A 14,764-nucleotide genomic window follows, 5' to 3' on the forward strand; every position below is an offset into this window, starting at 1 on the left:
TTAGTTCTCAAAAATCTTGCTAAGCTTTGAGCCATCTGAAAATTTAATTTCGTAAATTAACTGGTATGGACGTGTGTCCTTCCCTTCATACAGGGCAGTTAGTCGAGCCGTTGCGCTGACGTCATTTTCAATGATGTGTTCTGCAACTCCTTTTTCGAACACCCTAAACTTTCCTCTGTTTATTGATGGTGCTTGAGGGAAAATATTATCCAGTACATTTCCCGGTCCTCCTAGCTTGCTCCCTCTCGCATGCCCTGCATCATCTGTTGCAATTCCGAGCGTTCTCGCATGATCGCGAGCTGCCTGATTGGTCACGCTCCCTGTACCGATGTGATCTGGTGCAATGTCAAAATCCCATTCCGTGATTCTGCCTTGCCCATCCCGCGTTACTTTAGGGCAATTTCCTATCGCGGATGCCAACCCCAACGGATCCACCCACCCCGTAGGATTAGGCACGTACTGGTAGTTATTCAACCCACCCGCAAGCTTGATCGGATCCGGCGTCAAAAACCTTCCGCTGCCCGGATTGTAGTAGCGATGCCGGTTGTAATGTAACCCCGTCTCCGCATCGAAATACTGCCCCTGAAAGCGCAGCGGGTTGTCGATCTCAGCCACATCCAGCGTAGCCAGGTTGCCATACGCTTGGTATTTCGCCGACCACATGATGTCGCCGCTGTAGTCGGTTAGCTCCTGCGGTGTGCCCAGGTGATCAAGTTGGTAGTAGAACGGCGTCGCCTTCAGCGGGCCTTCGCCATCGAGCATCACCAGCGGGCGGAAGGTGCCGGGTTCATAGATGTACGTGCGATAGCGGTTGTGGGCACTCTCTGCAATCAGCCGCTCGCCTTGCCACAGAAATTCTGTGGTGTGGCCATCGACCGTTTTGGCGATACGGCGCCCAAATGCGTCGTATCGATACGCCGCAGTGCTGCCGCCGGGGAGGGTGGCGCCGATCAGTCGTTGCTGGCAGTCGTAACGGTATTGCGTGACCAGTTTCTGCCCAGCGCCACGCCGTTCGCGGATCTGGTTGCCATACGCGTCATAGTCGTAATGACGATCACCCTGCATCAGCAGGCGGTTGCCTTTGACGTTGGCCAGGCTCGCCACCGGCTGATCACCCTGATCGAGCAAGTTGCCTGCGGGGTCATGAGCGAAGCTTTCCGGCGTGGCGCCACGTACTTTGATCAGCCGATCGAGCGGGTCGTAATGAAAGCTGCGATTGCCTTTGCGGCTGTCGTCGATTCCGGCCAGGTTGCCATTGGCATCGTAGGCATAACGCCGCCGGTATAGTTGGTGCTCCTGTTGGCTGACGCTGTGAGCTCGCAGGCGGCCCTGTTCGTCGTACTGATATTGGCTGAGCAACAGACCTTGTTGGCGCTGGCGTTCAAGGCCGGCGCTGAACTGGTGGCTGGTCAGGCGCGAGCCGTTCAGGTCGATGCGGCTGAGTTGGCCGCCGGGCTGGTGATGGTAATCGAGGGTGCTGCCGTCGGGCAGGCGGCAGTGGCTCAGTTGGCCGAGCTTGTCGTATTCGTAGCGCGTGGTGCCCCAGCCTTGATGCTCGGTGATGAGCCGGTCTTGCACGTCGTACTCGTACGCCAGCGGCCAGTGGCCGTCATCGACGTTGACCAGACGACCGAGGGCGTCGTAGCTGTAGTGAATGGCTTCACCGTCCGCCAGGGTTTTCACCAGCAGGCGGCCTGCGGCATCGCGCTGGTACTCGGTGACGAGTTCGCTGTCGTCATCACCGAACTCGGTTTTCTTCAGCAACTGGCCGTTGAGGTCGTATTCGTAGGCGGTGCGACGCCCATCGAAACCGGTCTCCTGTTGGATCAGGCCGTTGCTGTAGTAGTCGAGTTGGTAGTGCTCGCCACGTTCGTTTTCGATGTCGCTGAGCAGCAGTCGCGCGTTGTCGTAGCGATACTGCAACTGGCTGCCGTCGGGGTTGATGCGACGGCTGACCAGGTGCAGGCCATCGGCGTATTCATAGCGCGTGACGCGGCCGAGCTCATTGCGTTCGGCGGTGACGTTACCGTAGGGGTTGTAGGTGAACGCGCGCGTGGCACCGCCGGGCAGGATGACGTTCGCCAGGCGGTTGGCGGCGTCCCATTGGTACTGCGTAATCGCGCCGGTTTCTTCCTGTCGGGTGATTTGCCGGCCGAGTTCATCGTAGCGGTATTTGCGCTGACCACCGTTGGGCAGGCGCTCCTCCAACAATTGGCCGAGGTTGTTCCAGCCGAGCTGATGCAGGCTGCCATCGGGATGGCGGATTTCCAGCAGGCGCCCCTGCGGGTTGTAGCGGTAGAAGGTTGAGTTACCTTGCGGGTCGACCTGTTCGGTGATGTCGCCTTGCTCGTTGCGCCAGTAGATCCACTTTGCAGGGCCGCGATTCACCACGCGTACAAAGCCGTTGTGATACTCGTACGTGGTCGGCAGGTCTTCCGGTGGAATCACCGCCACCAAGCGCCCGGCTTCGTTGTATTGGTACTCGGTGACGGCGCCCAGCGGGTCTTTTTCAGCGATCAGCCGGCCTTTATCGTCGTAGGCCTTGAGGTGTTCGGCGCCGTCGGGGTCGACCTTGGCGATGAGCCTGGCCTGGTCATCGTGCGCATAAACTTCCTGGCTGCCGTCGGCGTTGGTGACGGTAACACTGCCGTTGTCATCCCAGGCGTAGCGCGAATCCATCTGCGAGAAGCTCGCCCAGTGATGGATACAGCGGGCCGACTTGCCTTGATTTTCCCATTCCCAGTAAAAACTTGCGCCGCCGGCCAGTTGGCGTTCAAGGATGACGTGCTGATCGTTGTACGCGTAGCGCTCTGCTTCACCGGCAGCGTTTTTTGCTTCGATGAGCCGGTGTTGAGCGTCGTAGCGGTAAGTGACCAGCGTTTGAATGTTGTTCCAGCAATCTTCCAGATTGTCCGCTGGCAGGAACTGCTGGTAATCAATGCCAACGATGTGTTTTAGGTCGTAGCGAATAAGCAGCGCACGGCCGGCGCCGTTGTCGACTCGTTTGATCCGCCCCTGCAGGTCGCGTGTGATGTGCAGGCGGTTCTGGTACTTGTCGCTGATGGCGATCAGCGCCGCACCCTTGTTGTCGTAACGAAAGTGGTAAAACTGCGGCGTTTCACCGGCCTGGGTGAGTATCAGCTCAGACGCATCGTCGCCGACAAAAATCGCTGCCTCAGAGAGGCTGTTGGTAATCGCCGGGCGCTGCACGCTCGGCAACGGAAAGGTGGTGACGCGGTTCTCGTGGTCGGTCCAGATGACCTCGTCACCTTTGATGTCGACGCGTTGCGCAAGTGCATGGCTCCAGCCGTAACCCAGGCCACAGTCGATTTCGGCAGCGCTGGTTCGATACAGACGGGTCCAATTGAAGGGCAGCAATCCGTCGAGTTCGCCGTCGGTGAGGGTCAGCAGTTCTTCGCCGGTCACCATCGAAACCGGGCAACCGTCAGTGCAGGTGTTCTTCGCGCTGGTGGCGGCCTTGTCGTCCGGCGTTTTGGACTGGCTAGGCGCGTCGTCGACCGTCTCCTTGCGTTCCAGCCTGGTCTGGTTGGTAGTTTTCTTGCGCGGGAACGACGCAGCGTCTTTCACGTGCTGTTTCGGGGTATCCGTGGTCTTCGGCACCTGGCTTTTTGAGCCGTTGGCCGCCGCTTCATCAATCTTCAGCGCCGCTGTTTTCGTCGGCGCCATGGGTACGTTCTTGGCACTGGCGATCAGCGGTTTTGACACTTCGGCGTGCGCCGGCAGGCTGTGTTCACGACTCAGCTTCATCAGTGTCGCCGCCAGCTCTTCCAGGTATTTGATCGCCTCCCCGGACTTGACCGCAGACAGCGTTTTAGTCCCCACGCGCACGGCGATACCGGCCCCGCCAGTCAGGCAGATCCCCAGCACCACGTTGATCAAAAATTCGGATGCGATGGCGGTCACCACATCCACGACGACTTGCGGCGGCAGCATGCCGACCCATGCCACGATGGCCGAAATGTAGATGAACATCAGTGGCTCGTCGCTGAGGATCAACAAGCCGGAGGCGATTGATTCCTTCGACGCCGCGTAGAGTTTGTCGATCTCGACGTCCGACAGGTACTTACGCAGCTTATTCAGATTTTCTTTCGGGTGAGCGAGCAGCTCAAACAAACTCTTGATGTCGTCCCACAACCGCAGCAGGGCTTTTTCCAGGCCGTCCATTGCGCGCTTCAACAAGATCACTGCGCGACCGCTGCGATCTGCCGCCGAGTAGCTGGCCCACTGTGGTTGAAATTTGCCGGACCACTCGCTTTGCAGCCAGCCGTTGAGCTTGCCGATCACGCCTTGATAGGAGTTGTAGAGCGCTTTTACGTCATTTTGGGAAACGTTGGGGAAAAACGTGATGCGGTACAGCTGGCCTTTTTTGCAGCCGTCGATGACCTTGATACCGGTTGGGCCAATGGTGGTTTCAATCACCGGGCCCGTTACGTCGTCAGACATAATGCCTTTGGTGACCGGTTCAAGCCGCACCGGGGTGTTGCCGATCGGCACAAAACGCGCCGAGTCGAACATGTGGATCAGCGTGAAGTCGCCAGCGAGCGGGCAGGTGGCATAGGTTTTTACCGCGTCGGTCTTGGTTTTGCGCTGGGTGATGCTGACCTCATTGCCGACTTTGAACGTCTGGTCCACATCCAGCGCCCAGCCTGTCCAGAAGCCGTCCGCCCATTCCTTATAGTCACTCAGGCAATGGTTGAAGTCCTTGAGGATCAGGCTCACGTCAGGGGTTTTGGCGTCCAGCACGCGCAAAACCAGGGTGCCAATCGGGCTATTCATGACGTGACTTCCTTAGTCAGCTGAGCCGCAAGGCGCTCTGCCATATCTTCTGTATTGGGTTGTTGACGCACAAAACGCTCGACTTTGCGGCGCAGGTTGCTTTCGGGGAAGGCGAAAAATAGGGCTGGGCAATCCTCACCGAGCCACTGCATCAGGTTGTCGACGAGCATGTTGTGATCTTTTTCAACTAACGCATCAAGCAGCGCCTGCGGGATTTTCCACCACGGCCAGTCCTGCGCTTTCGGCACCACTCGCGGCCCGACTTCCAGGCTTCGGCCATTGATTAAATAGCGATCAAACACCGGCAAGATGTCGCCGGCTTCAGCGCCTAAGCGTTGAATAATCGGGTAGAGGTGCCGGCCGTCCCAGAACCGGAAAAATACCTCTGTATCGTCGGGCATTTTGACTTGGGTGAGGCTGCGTAGATGCTCGAAGACCACATTCGGCTCGCTACGGGACACTGCGAGCCAGCCCCAGTCTTGGGCATCAGTGCCTGCAATCCAGTCGAGATAAGCCGAGTTATCGCTCAGTTCAGCAAGGTAGGGCATCACTGGCTGCCAGGACGCGTAAGGCGTGCCGTTCCAGAGCGGAGTGAGCCGCGGCGTGGTTTCAAGCTGGTAAAGGCTTTTAAGCGCGTCGGCATCGCTGGCAGCGCTGACAATCAAATACAGCCGTTCGCCTGCCTGTAGCGGCCGTTCTGCGAGCCAGGCCTGGGGTGTCAAAGGGTCAGATTGCACAGGCACCGTCCTTGCATTTTTCACACTCTTCGCAGAACGGCGCATTGCGTTTCAGCGTATTGATTTGTGCCGGGGTGAGTACCGCACCGGCCTTGTCGCCGTCAGCTTGTTTCAGCACGCCTGGCAACAGCGGCGCCGCCGGTGTGCCGCTGCCAGGGCTGCCACCGGTATTCACATTCACCACCGGCCCGCTGAACACCACGCCGCTGCCATCAATCTTGATAAAACTGCCGCCGGCCTTGAGCGTCAGCTCACTGCCAGCTTCCAGCACCACCTTCAAGCCGCTGCTCAGGTGGATCTCCTGGCCCGCCTCAACGAACTGCCCGGTGCCGATTTTGACGTGCTGGTTCACCGCAACCGTCAGGTGGTCGTCCGCGCGCGCTTCAACTTTGCGGTCGGCGTAGACGGTGTGGTGTTCCTCGGTCTTGAATTCGCTGTAGGTGTTGGCTTCAACGGTGTCGTGGCGTTCGTTGCCGACTCTGATTTTTTGGTCGTGCTCGATGTTTTCATCCCAGTCGCGCTGGGCGTGCAGGAAGATTTGTTCCTGACCTTTTTTGTCTTCGATGCGCAGCTCGTTAAAACCGCTGCCGCCGGGCGAACTCAGGGTCTTGAAGGTGCTGCGCGTCTTGTTGGCCGGCAAATCGTAGGGGACGACGTTTTCCTTGTGGTACAGGCAGCCGCTGATCAGTGGCTGGTCGGGGTCGCCTTCAAGAAAGCTCACCAGCACTTCCATGCCGACACGCGGGATGGCGATGCCGCCGTAATGCGCGCCAGCCCAGGCGGAAGAAACGCGCAGCCAGCAGCTGGTTTTATCGTCGGCCTGGCCGTCGCGGTCCCAGTGAAATTGCACTTTGACGCGACCGTATTGATCGCAGTGTATTTCTTCGCCTTTGGGGCCGGTGACCACGGCGCTTTGGCTGCCGAGGATGCGCGGTTTCGGGTGTTTCAACGGTGGCCGGTTCGGCACGTCCCACGGGGTCGCCAAGAAGCGGTTGCGATAGCCCTGATGGAAGTCGTCCTTGAGCGCGGTGGTGTCGCTGGTCACCGACTCTTCCAGCACATGCGGCTGTTTGCCTTCGTGGAGTACTTCGGTGAGCAACCAGAGGTCGTTCCAGCGGGCTTTGCTGTGTTGGGTCAGGGCCAGGAAGTGGCCGCTGACCAGCAACGGCTGGTCGCTTTTACCCTCGGCCAGTTGGTAGTCCGCACGGTGGCGCTCCAGCCCGCGTTTGGCCAGGTGCCTGCCGCGTGTGCGGTCGATAAAACGGCCGGGGTAATCGTAGTCTTCCAGGTCGGGCAGGGCGTCGCCGCGGCTGTCGGACTCGAGGGTGATGTGCGGTTTTTCAAAGTCATAATCGCGACGTGTGGTGCGGCTGGTGCGGGTTTCCAGGCGCAGGTCGAAACGCTTGATGACCGGGTCGTTTGCGACCAGGCCGGAGTCTTGCTGGTAGGCCACGGGCGCGAGTTTCGGGAACACCGTTTGGTCATCGCCGAACACCAGTTTGTGGCCGCTGGCGCTGTGCTGAAAGTGGTAGTGAATACCTTCTTCCTCGCACAGGCGCTGTATGAAATGCAGGTCCGATTCATCGTATTGAACGCAGTAAATGCGCTCGGGATAAATCGTGCCAAGGTGGAAGGTATAGGCATTGCTTTGGATGCCATGTTCTTCAAGGACCTGGCCAATGATTTTCGGCACCGTGAGGTTCTGGAAGATGCGCTGGTTGATGCGGTGCGCCAGGTAGGAGAGCTGCGGTCGCAGCGTCACGGCGTAGCGCGTCAGGCGCTTGCCGGAGTCGCCCTGGGCGGCCCGGTAGATTTGCCCGTGAATGCCGCTGCCGTCAGGTGACAACTGCAAAAAGGCCGGTTTGTGCAGCAGGCTTTCGAGGTCGAGGGACGGCTGTTCACTGACCAGTTCAATCTCGAACGCGAACGGTTGGCTGATCGCCTCGCGACCGCTCAGGCTGAAAACTTGAAGGTCGTTTGCCAGCCCCTCGATGGTCAGGCTGAAGTGAGTCTGATTGGCCGGCGCGAACATCCCTTGTTCCTTGTGTCATGCAATGCTGAAAACAACATCGACCAGCAGGGCTGGCCGATGTGTGCAACGGTCAGCCAGGCTTAGCCAGCGACCGGCGAACGCCAGTCATCGGAACCCGAAGTACCGGATACTTCGTGGGTCCAGGTGATTTTGCGGTAGGTGAATTCGACGTCTTCCAGGTGAGTGAAGTGCGAGTTCGCCGGGTCTTGGCAGTTGTGCATGTAGTCCTTGATGTCGACGATGATCGCGTCTTCAAGTTTGGTGGTGAAGTAGTGTTCCTGGGTGCCGGCAGCCGAGGTGCGGTACCACTGGATGGTGATTTCGGTCAGGCGCTCGCCCGAAGTCAGGGCCGCCAGCAGCAGAGGCGAGGACTTGTCGAATACCTTGGTGATTTTGACCGGTTTGTGTACGCGCTGGCCGGTAGGTTGGCCGGACTGCGGGTCACGCGGGATGATCACTTCGTGGCTGAAGCCCTGAACCATGACCTGGTCTTCGTGACCTTCCTGGTAGGTGTTGCCAACCGAATCGGCGGTGAAAGCACCGGCGGTGATCAGGCCTTGTTTGGTGCCCGTGATGGACATATACGCTGGCGTAGCCATGGAGATGCTCCTTGCTGGATAAATAAGAATGCCCGGGAGGCGAAATCGCCCGGTGGGTAACCAAGCCGCAATCAAGCATCGTGCCACGTTAATTATTTCGTTGGTAAATCAATGCTGCAGCGACTTTTTAGCCGCGTGGATTAATAAATTTTGCAAGCAAACCGTTTGGAGTTGAGCAACTTCTTGCGCACTCGGCTGTACATCAATACTAATAAGGTCTGCACAGATCTATCCACAGGCTTTTCCACAGCGAACTGCGCAACTATTTGCCTAAAATGCAGATTAAAAAGTTGTGCGGTGCTTCACAAAAATTTAAGCGCTGTGGGAAATTTCATGCGTCCTTCTCGGACGCGTCTGATTTTCAAACCTCGGGTTAGCAAGTGTAGAATCTACTCCCATCAAGCCAGCGTCCTACCCGGACTATGGCGAATCACTTACATGTAGTAACGGCGAATGCCCAGTTGAGATATATCCGAAATTGCTTGCCAGAACGGCTCTATCTCAAGGGTTTTGGCTGATTTTCACTAATGCGTACTAACTATTGTACGTATGTTGAATTTTCTGAGGTGTTTTCGGTAGAATCTCGCCGCTTACAAAGAGATTCTCTTAAGGATGCTTCGGTGCTGCTTGCAAAGGGCCATCGTCCTACGTAGGCTTTGGTCCCTTGAAAGAACCTGGTCTAAATGGATTGAAGCATCATGTTTCCTTTCTGTCGTTCGGCATTTTCGTCATTTGCCGTTTGACGAATTCTCAAATTAAAGGTCATGGATGTCCTATTCCAGTAAGCTCTCCGCTCATTATCTAGAACTCGCAAAAGTCTCGGTTTCTCAAGAGAATTTTGCGGGCGAAGACGTGCGTTTTTCGAGCGAGTATGAAGCGCTGGAAAGTGAATTGGCCAAAGCCCAATCGATGCACGAAAGTGGCCAGATCGATTGGCTTAAAGTTCGCGAAAACAGTGAAAGTCTGTTGCGCAGCCAATCCAAGGATTTGCGCGTAGGTGCCTGGCTTACCTGGGCGCTTTACCAGCGCGAATCGTTTCAGGGGCTGCTGGCGGGTCTCGGTTTTTTGCACTATTTGTGCGAGCACCATTGGGCTGATGTTCACCCCAGTAAAGCCCGAACCCGCAGTGCCGCGATCAGTTGGATTGTGCCGCGCCTCGAGCAAGTGCTTAACGAAAATATAGCGATTAAAGATCAACTGCCGCTGTTTCGCCGCCTGGTTGAACACCTCGAAGGGTTGGATGCGGCGTGCACCCAGCATTTGGGTGACGATGCGCCGCTGTTGTTGCCGTTGTCCCGTCGACTGAAAAGCATGGTGCAGCGCGCGGCCGACAACCAGCCGGAACCCGGTGTGGTTGGGGCGGCTGTTGCCCAAGTCAAGCAAGCCGCCACGCAACTGTTTACGGCCGGCGCGCCTATCGACAATGAAAAAGAAGCCCATAAAGCGCTGCGTGCCCAACAGGACAACGCACGGCCTTTGTGTGCCTGGTGGCTCAAGCAAAAAGCCACCGACCTGCGCGCCCTGCGCCTTAATCGCACGCTCTTGTGGCTGCCGATTGACGCAGTGCCTGAGCGCAATGCCGAACACATCACCGCTTTACGCGGTTTGCCGGCAGACAAACTCAAGTCCTATCAGGATCGTTACGATCAGGCGTCGTACGCCGATCTGATTGTTGAAGTCGAGGCGAGCCTGGCCAAGGCGCCATTCTGGTTCGATGGCCAGCGCCTGGTCTGGGAATGCCTGCAAGGCTTGAACGCAGACCTGGCCATGCGCGAAGTGGAAATTCATTTCGCGCTGTTGATTCAACGGTTGCCCGGCATCATCGAATTACGTTTTCACGACGGTGCGCCTTTCGCCGATCCCGCCACACGCGCCTGGATCAGCGCCAATGTAATGCCCCACCTGCAGACCAACAGCGCACCGCGCAAGGTCGAGGTCGCCCACACGCAACCTGCGTGGGAGCTTGCGCTGGAAGAGGTTTTGCCGATATTGCGCAAGGACGGTCTCAAGGCCGCCGTACAGACACTCAAGCAGGGCCTGCAAAAAGCGCAGGGCGGCCGCGCCCGATTCTTTTGGCAGTTTGCCTTGGCCCGCCTGTGTTTTGTGGCCAAGAAATACGAACTGGCCAAAGCCCAACTTGAAACCCTCGACCAAACATTGCAGGACCTGGGCCTGCACGTTTGGGAGCCAGATCTTGCGCTGGAAGTGCTCCATCTGCTGCATAGCTGCTGCGAGTTGTTACCGCAGAACCATGCAGTGCGCGAACGCAAGGAAGAGATTTATCGCAGGCTGTGCCACCTCGATCTTGAAGTGGTACTCGAATAGGCCTCACGGCCACAACCGCAAGGAGAAAAGCCATGGCCAAAGAAGGCTCGGTAGCCCCCAAGGAACGCATTAACGTCACTTTCAAGCCCGCCACCGGTGGTGCTCAGGAAGAAATCGAATTGCCGCTGAAACTGCTGGCTATTGGTGACTACACCCATCGCAAGGACGAGCGCAAAGTCGAAGATCGCAAGCCGATCAGCATCGACAAGACGACCTTCGACGAGGTGCTGGCCAAGCAAGAGCTGCAACTGACGCTGAGCGTGCCGAACCGTTTGCAGGAGGAGGGCAGTACTGAAGAGCTGGGCGTGAAACTGCGCGTCAACTCGATGAAGGACTTCAACCCGGCCAGCTTGGTTGAGCAAGTACCGGAGCTCAAGAAACTGATGGAGCTGCGCGACGCACTGGTGGCCCTCAAAGGCCCGCTGGGTAATGCGCCTGCGTTCCGCAAAGCCATCGAAGGCGTTCTCGCCGACGACGAATCCCGCGGTCGCGTACTGAGTGAGCTGGGCTTGAACGCCGCAGCCCAGGACGCCTGAGTCCCAATCAGCCAAGGAAGCCAACACAATGAGCACTAGCGCAGCACAGCAAAAAAGCGCCCAAACCGGCGAACTCAGTATTCTTGACAGCATCATTGCAGAAACTCGCCTGACGCCGGACGACGAGGCGTACGACATCGCCAAGCGCGGCGTGTCGGCCTTCATCGAAGAACTGCTCAAGCCGCAGAACAACGGTGAACCGGTCAAAAAGGCCATGGTCGACCGCATGATTGCCGAGATCGACGCCAAGCTCAGCCGTCAGATGGACGAGATTCTGCACCACGCTGACTTCCAGTCCCTGGAATCGGCATGGCGCGGCCTGCAGTTGCTGGTTGATCGCACCAATTTCCGCGAAAACATCAAAATCGAAATCCTCAACGTCTCCAAAGAAGACTTGCTGGACGATTTTGAAGACTCGCCGGAAGTGATGCAGGCTGGCCTGTACAAGCATATCTACACCGCTGAATACGGCCAGTTTGGTGGCCAGCCGGTGGGCGCGATTATCGCCAACTACTTCATGTCCCCGAGCTCGCCGGACGTGAAGTTGATGCAGTACGTGTCGAGCGTAGCGTGCATGTCCCACGCGCCGTTCATTGCTGCGGCCGGCCCGAAATTCTTCGGCCTGGAAAGCTTCACCGGTCTGCCGGACCTGAAGGATCTTAAAGATCACTTCGAAGGCCCGCAGTTCTCCAAATGGCAGAGCTTCCGCCAATCGGAAGACTCGCGCTACGTTGGCCTGACCGTGCCGCGTTTCTTGCTGCGTAACCCGTACGATCCGGAAGAAAACCCGGTTAAATCGTTCGTCTACAAAGAAACCGTCGCCAACAGCCACGAACACTACCTGTGGGGCAACACCGCCTACGCGTTCGGTACCAAGCTGACCGACAGCTTCGCCAAGTTCCGCTGGTGCCCGAATATCATCGGCCCGCAAAGCGGTGGCGCGGTAGAAGACCTGCCGTTGCACCACTTCGAAAGCATGGGCGAGATCGAAACCAAGATCCCGACCGAAGTGCTGGTATCCGACCGTCGCGAGTACGAGCTGGCCGAGGAAGGCTTCATTTCCCTGACCATGCGCAAAGGCTCCGATAACGCTGCCTTCTTCTCCGCCAGTTCGGTGCAGAAGCCCAAGCAGTTCGGCATCAGTGCAGAAGGCAAGGCGGCAGAGCTGAACTACAAGCTCGGCACGCAACTGCCGTACATGATGATCGTCAACCGCCTGGCTCACTACTTGAAAGTGCTGCAGCGCGAGCAACTCGGTTCGTGGAAAGAGCGTACCGACCTCGAACTGGAACTCAACAAGTGGATCCGCCAGTACGTCGCCGACCAGGAAAACCCTAGCGCCGAAGTGCGTGGCCGTCGTCCACTGCGTGCAGCCCAGATCATCGTCAGCGATGTCGACGGCGAGCCAGGTTGGTACCGCGTCAGCTTGAACGTGCGCCCGCACTTCAAATACATGGGCGCTGACTTCACCTTGTCGCTGGTTGGCAAGTTGGACAAAGAGTAAACGGAGCTTAACTCATGACTGGATACGGCAGCCTTTTCGAACGCCTGGGTGGCGACGCGGACCTACGCGTCGGCTGGAGCCGCGAGGTTTCTGCCATGGCGTCGGTGGCTGCCCATCTGGCCAAGATGCTCAGTACCCGTGCGGGCAGCGTGCAAACGCTGTCCGACTACGGGCTACCCGATCTCAATGACATGCGCCTGAGCCTGCACGACTCTTTGAGTCAAGCGCGCCTGGCGATCCAAAGCTTCATCGAAGCCTACGAGCCGCGCCTGAGCAAGGTGCGTGTCATTTCCCTGCCGCGTGATCACGATCAGCTTCGTTTGTCCTTCACTATCGAAGGCTTGCTCGAAGTTGATGGTTTCAAACGTCAGGTCAGTTTCGCCGCGCGCCTGGATGGCAGCGGTCAAGTCAAGGTCAACTAAGGAGATTCGCATGTCCGGCAAACCCGCAGCACGAGTATCCGACCCTACTGCTTGCCCGCTCCCCGGCCACGGCACCAACCCGATCGCCGCTGGTTCCGGCGATGTGTTTTTCGACGGCCTCGCGGCCGCCCGCCAAGGCGATGCCTCGGCGTGTGGCGGTGCGATGGTTGGCGGGTTGGCCACCACCGTTTTGATCAACGGCAAACCGGCAGCAACTGTGGACTCGGTTGGCACACATGGCAACAAGGTAACGGCAGGTTCCGGGACGGTGATTATCGGCAACTCGCATTCGCCGGCGGCGTTTGTTGCGCCCTTGCCGGTGGTTATAGCCGGCGTGTTCAACCGAGTGTTTGCTTTTACAACGGCCAGCGGAAAGCTACTCGATGGTTTGAACTATCGCATTGTGTCTGGCAGTGGAATCGAAAAGTTCGGTAGTACAAAGTCCGGAATGTCCGGAAGCTTTTCGAGCGGGCAGAAAGCTGAACCGGTTTCGATTTTCGTTAGTGCGGAGTAAGTCGCTTGGAAACGATCGTTACTATTGATGGCGTGCCTTACACCTTTGTGACGGAAGAAGGGGTCACCTCGTTAAAGCTCGAAAGCGCTACGACTACCAGCAGCGATATTGCTCCGCAAGCTCTCACACTTCCCGATGCCTGGCTCATTACGCGTGGAAACGGCGTTCCGTTGTTTGCAGTTAGACCGAATGCCAGTGATAAGCCTTTTAGAATTCTGACCGCAGAAAGACTCTACTCTGAACAAATCCAATGGTTTGAACCATTGGCGGATTTCTATCGAGAGCGGCTTTGGGTAAATCCTCAATGCACTGAAGAGGGCACTGAAGCCTTCGCTGCCTATAAACACCATACCTGGCAATCAATAATAGATTTTGCCATCGTCGATCGTGAGTCTTTCATGTACTACAAGGGGCTGCCGGGTGACTGGAAGAAACAGCCAGACGGCGGCGCCGGGTATTTGCTTTGCCTTGTCGAAGGCGAGCCTTACTGGACAGATGGGTTGGGCCAGATCCCGTTTGGTGTAGATACATTTCGGATGTACTGGCAGCAAACCGACGATGTCGATGCGGCTATCCGCAAAACAGGCAAGACAGGCCTGGAATGGGCCGATGGAACGCTTGGCGGAAATGATGAGGCAGGCAGCGAGAATGTATATGACAACTTCATCATCCTGCGCGCGTGTTTGTGGGCGTCGAAGAATTTTCGTCGAGTCGCCGGCACTAAAAGTTTTGGGGGATTAAGGGCGGCCGGCGGTGATGCGCCGAGTGTCAGCACTGTTTATCAGCCGGTATCCAATGATCTGCTGAAGTCCTCCATCACGGCAGAGGCGCTGGCAAGATATAAAGCGTGGACGCCATGAGCCCGAGGTTCTTTTCAGGGTTGGTCGTTTATATAGTGGTGGGCGTCCTGTATTTTTTTGTGCATGACTATGGCGTGGCACTTTACAAGACGTATGCCGGTGGGTTTACCGCCAGAGGTGTGTCGATAGGCGGCACTGCAGAGTTGATGTTTTATCTGTTCATTTTTGTGAATGGCGTAGTTTTCTTTATGCCAACACTCTTCAGCAAGTTTGTTCCGCTCGTGCTTATGGTTGCACTCGTGCTGTTTTATTTTCTGCCCGAACACCCGATCCGGGCGATGGCATATAGCGGGTTGATGTTCAGCATGGGGGTTTTGGCGATTGTCATGCGCTCATGGGCAGAACGTCAGAGTTTTAGAGGCCGCTCCTGATAATCATCGGTCTATAGAAGGTAGCCTTTTACCGATTCTGCCAGTTATGGGCTACGTGCTGGCGCGG

The 14,764-nt window shown here is 57.2% G+C and carries 11 protein-coding genes; 7 read left to right on the forward strand and 4 right to left on the reverse strand.

The window, feature by feature from the left end:
• The 4 genes from ACOZK9_RS09155 to ACOZK9_RS09170 form a co-directional block, all read right to left on the reverse strand.
• On the reverse strand, positions 1 to 4,797 hold the full coding sequence (locus ACOZK9_RS09155) for an RHS repeat-associated core domain-containing protein (RefSeq protein ID WP_152748689.1): 4,797 nt from the start codon (positions 4,795 to 4,797) through the stop codon (positions 1 to 3).
• The gene (locus ACOZK9_RS09160) at positions 4,794 to 5,579 is read right to left on the reverse strand and encodes a DUF4123 domain-containing protein (RefSeq protein ID WP_152748690.1); all 786 of its coding nucleotides are present in this window, start codon (positions 5,577 to 5,579) and stop codon (positions 4,794 to 4,796) included. Before ACOZK9_RS09160 ends, ACOZK9_RS09155 begins: the two co-directional genes overlap by 4 nt.
• A complete protein-coding gene (locus ACOZK9_RS09165) occupies positions 5,524 to 7,566 on the reverse strand; it encodes a type VI secretion system Vgr family protein (protein ID WP_421555665.1) in 2,043 nt (680 codons plus the stop codon). The genes ACOZK9_RS09160 and ACOZK9_RS09165 overlap by 56 nt, the downstream gene beginning before the upstream one ends.
• 80 nt (positions 7,567 to 7,646) lie before the next feature.
• On the reverse strand, positions 7,647 to 8,165 hold the full coding sequence (locus ACOZK9_RS09170; protein ID WP_058414387.1) for an Hcp family type VI secretion system effector: 519 nt from the start codon (positions 8,163 to 8,165) through the stop codon (positions 7,647 to 7,649).
• A gap of 768 nt (positions 8,166 to 8,933) precedes the next feature.
• Here ACOZK9_RS09170 and tssA point away from each other — a divergent pair.
• Genes tssA through ACOZK9_RS09205 form a run of 7 tightly spaced genes read left to right on the forward strand, consistent with a single transcriptional unit; the run spans position 8,934 to position 14,697 of the window.
• A complete protein-coding gene (gene tssA / locus ACOZK9_RS09175; RefSeq protein ID WP_421555666.1) occupies positions 8,934 to 10,490 on the forward strand; it encodes a type VI secretion system protein TssA in 1,557 nt (518 codons plus the stop codon).
• Between the two features lie 32 nt (positions 10,491 to 10,522).
• Complete coding sequence (tssB, locus tag ACOZK9_RS09180; protein WP_421555667.1) at positions 10,523 to 11,026, forward strand: type VI secretion system contractile sheath small subunit; 504 nt, start codon at positions 10,523 to 10,525, stop codon at positions 11,024 to 11,026.
• Between the two features lie 28 nt (positions 11,027 to 11,054).
• Positions 11,055 to 12,530 (forward strand): type VI secretion system contractile sheath large subunit, encoded by a 1,476-nt coding sequence (tssC, locus tag ACOZK9_RS09185; protein WP_058414390.1) that lies wholly within the window; start codon positions 11,055 to 11,057, stop codon positions 12,528 to 12,530.
• Between the two features lie 14 nt (positions 12,531 to 12,544).
• Positions 12,545 to 12,952, forward strand: a complete 408-nt coding sequence (gene tssE / locus ACOZK9_RS09190) for a type VI secretion system baseplate subunit TssE (RefSeq protein ID WP_058414391.1) — start codon at positions 12,545 to 12,547, stop codon at positions 12,950 to 12,952.
• A 10-nt stretch (positions 12,953 to 12,962) separates the two neighbouring features.
• On the forward strand, positions 12,963 to 13,466 hold the full coding sequence (locus ACOZK9_RS09195) for a PAAR domain-containing protein (protein ID WP_421555668.1): 504 nt from the start codon (positions 12,963 to 12,965) through the stop codon (positions 13,464 to 13,466).
• A 5-nt stretch (positions 13,467 to 13,471) separates the two neighbouring features.
• Positions 13,472 to 14,326, forward strand: coding sequence for a hypothetical protein (locus ACOZK9_RS09200; protein WP_421555669.1), 855 nt, complete (start codon positions 13,472 to 13,474; stop codon positions 14,324 to 14,326).
• Complete coding sequence (locus ACOZK9_RS09205) at positions 14,323 to 14,697, forward strand: hypothetical protein (protein WP_122250155.1); 375 nt, start codon at positions 14,323 to 14,325, stop codon at positions 14,695 to 14,697. Before ACOZK9_RS09200 ends, ACOZK9_RS09205 begins: the two co-directional genes overlap by 4 nt.
• Positions 14,698 to 14,764: the final 67 nt, after the last annotated feature.

Origin of the sequence: Pseudomonas kitaguniensis, assembly GCF_049199985.1 — a bacterium.
GTDB classification, from domain to species: Bacteria; Pseudomonadota; Gammaproteobacteria; order Pseudomonadales; family Pseudomonadaceae; genus Aquipseudomonas; species Aquipseudomonas kitaguniensis.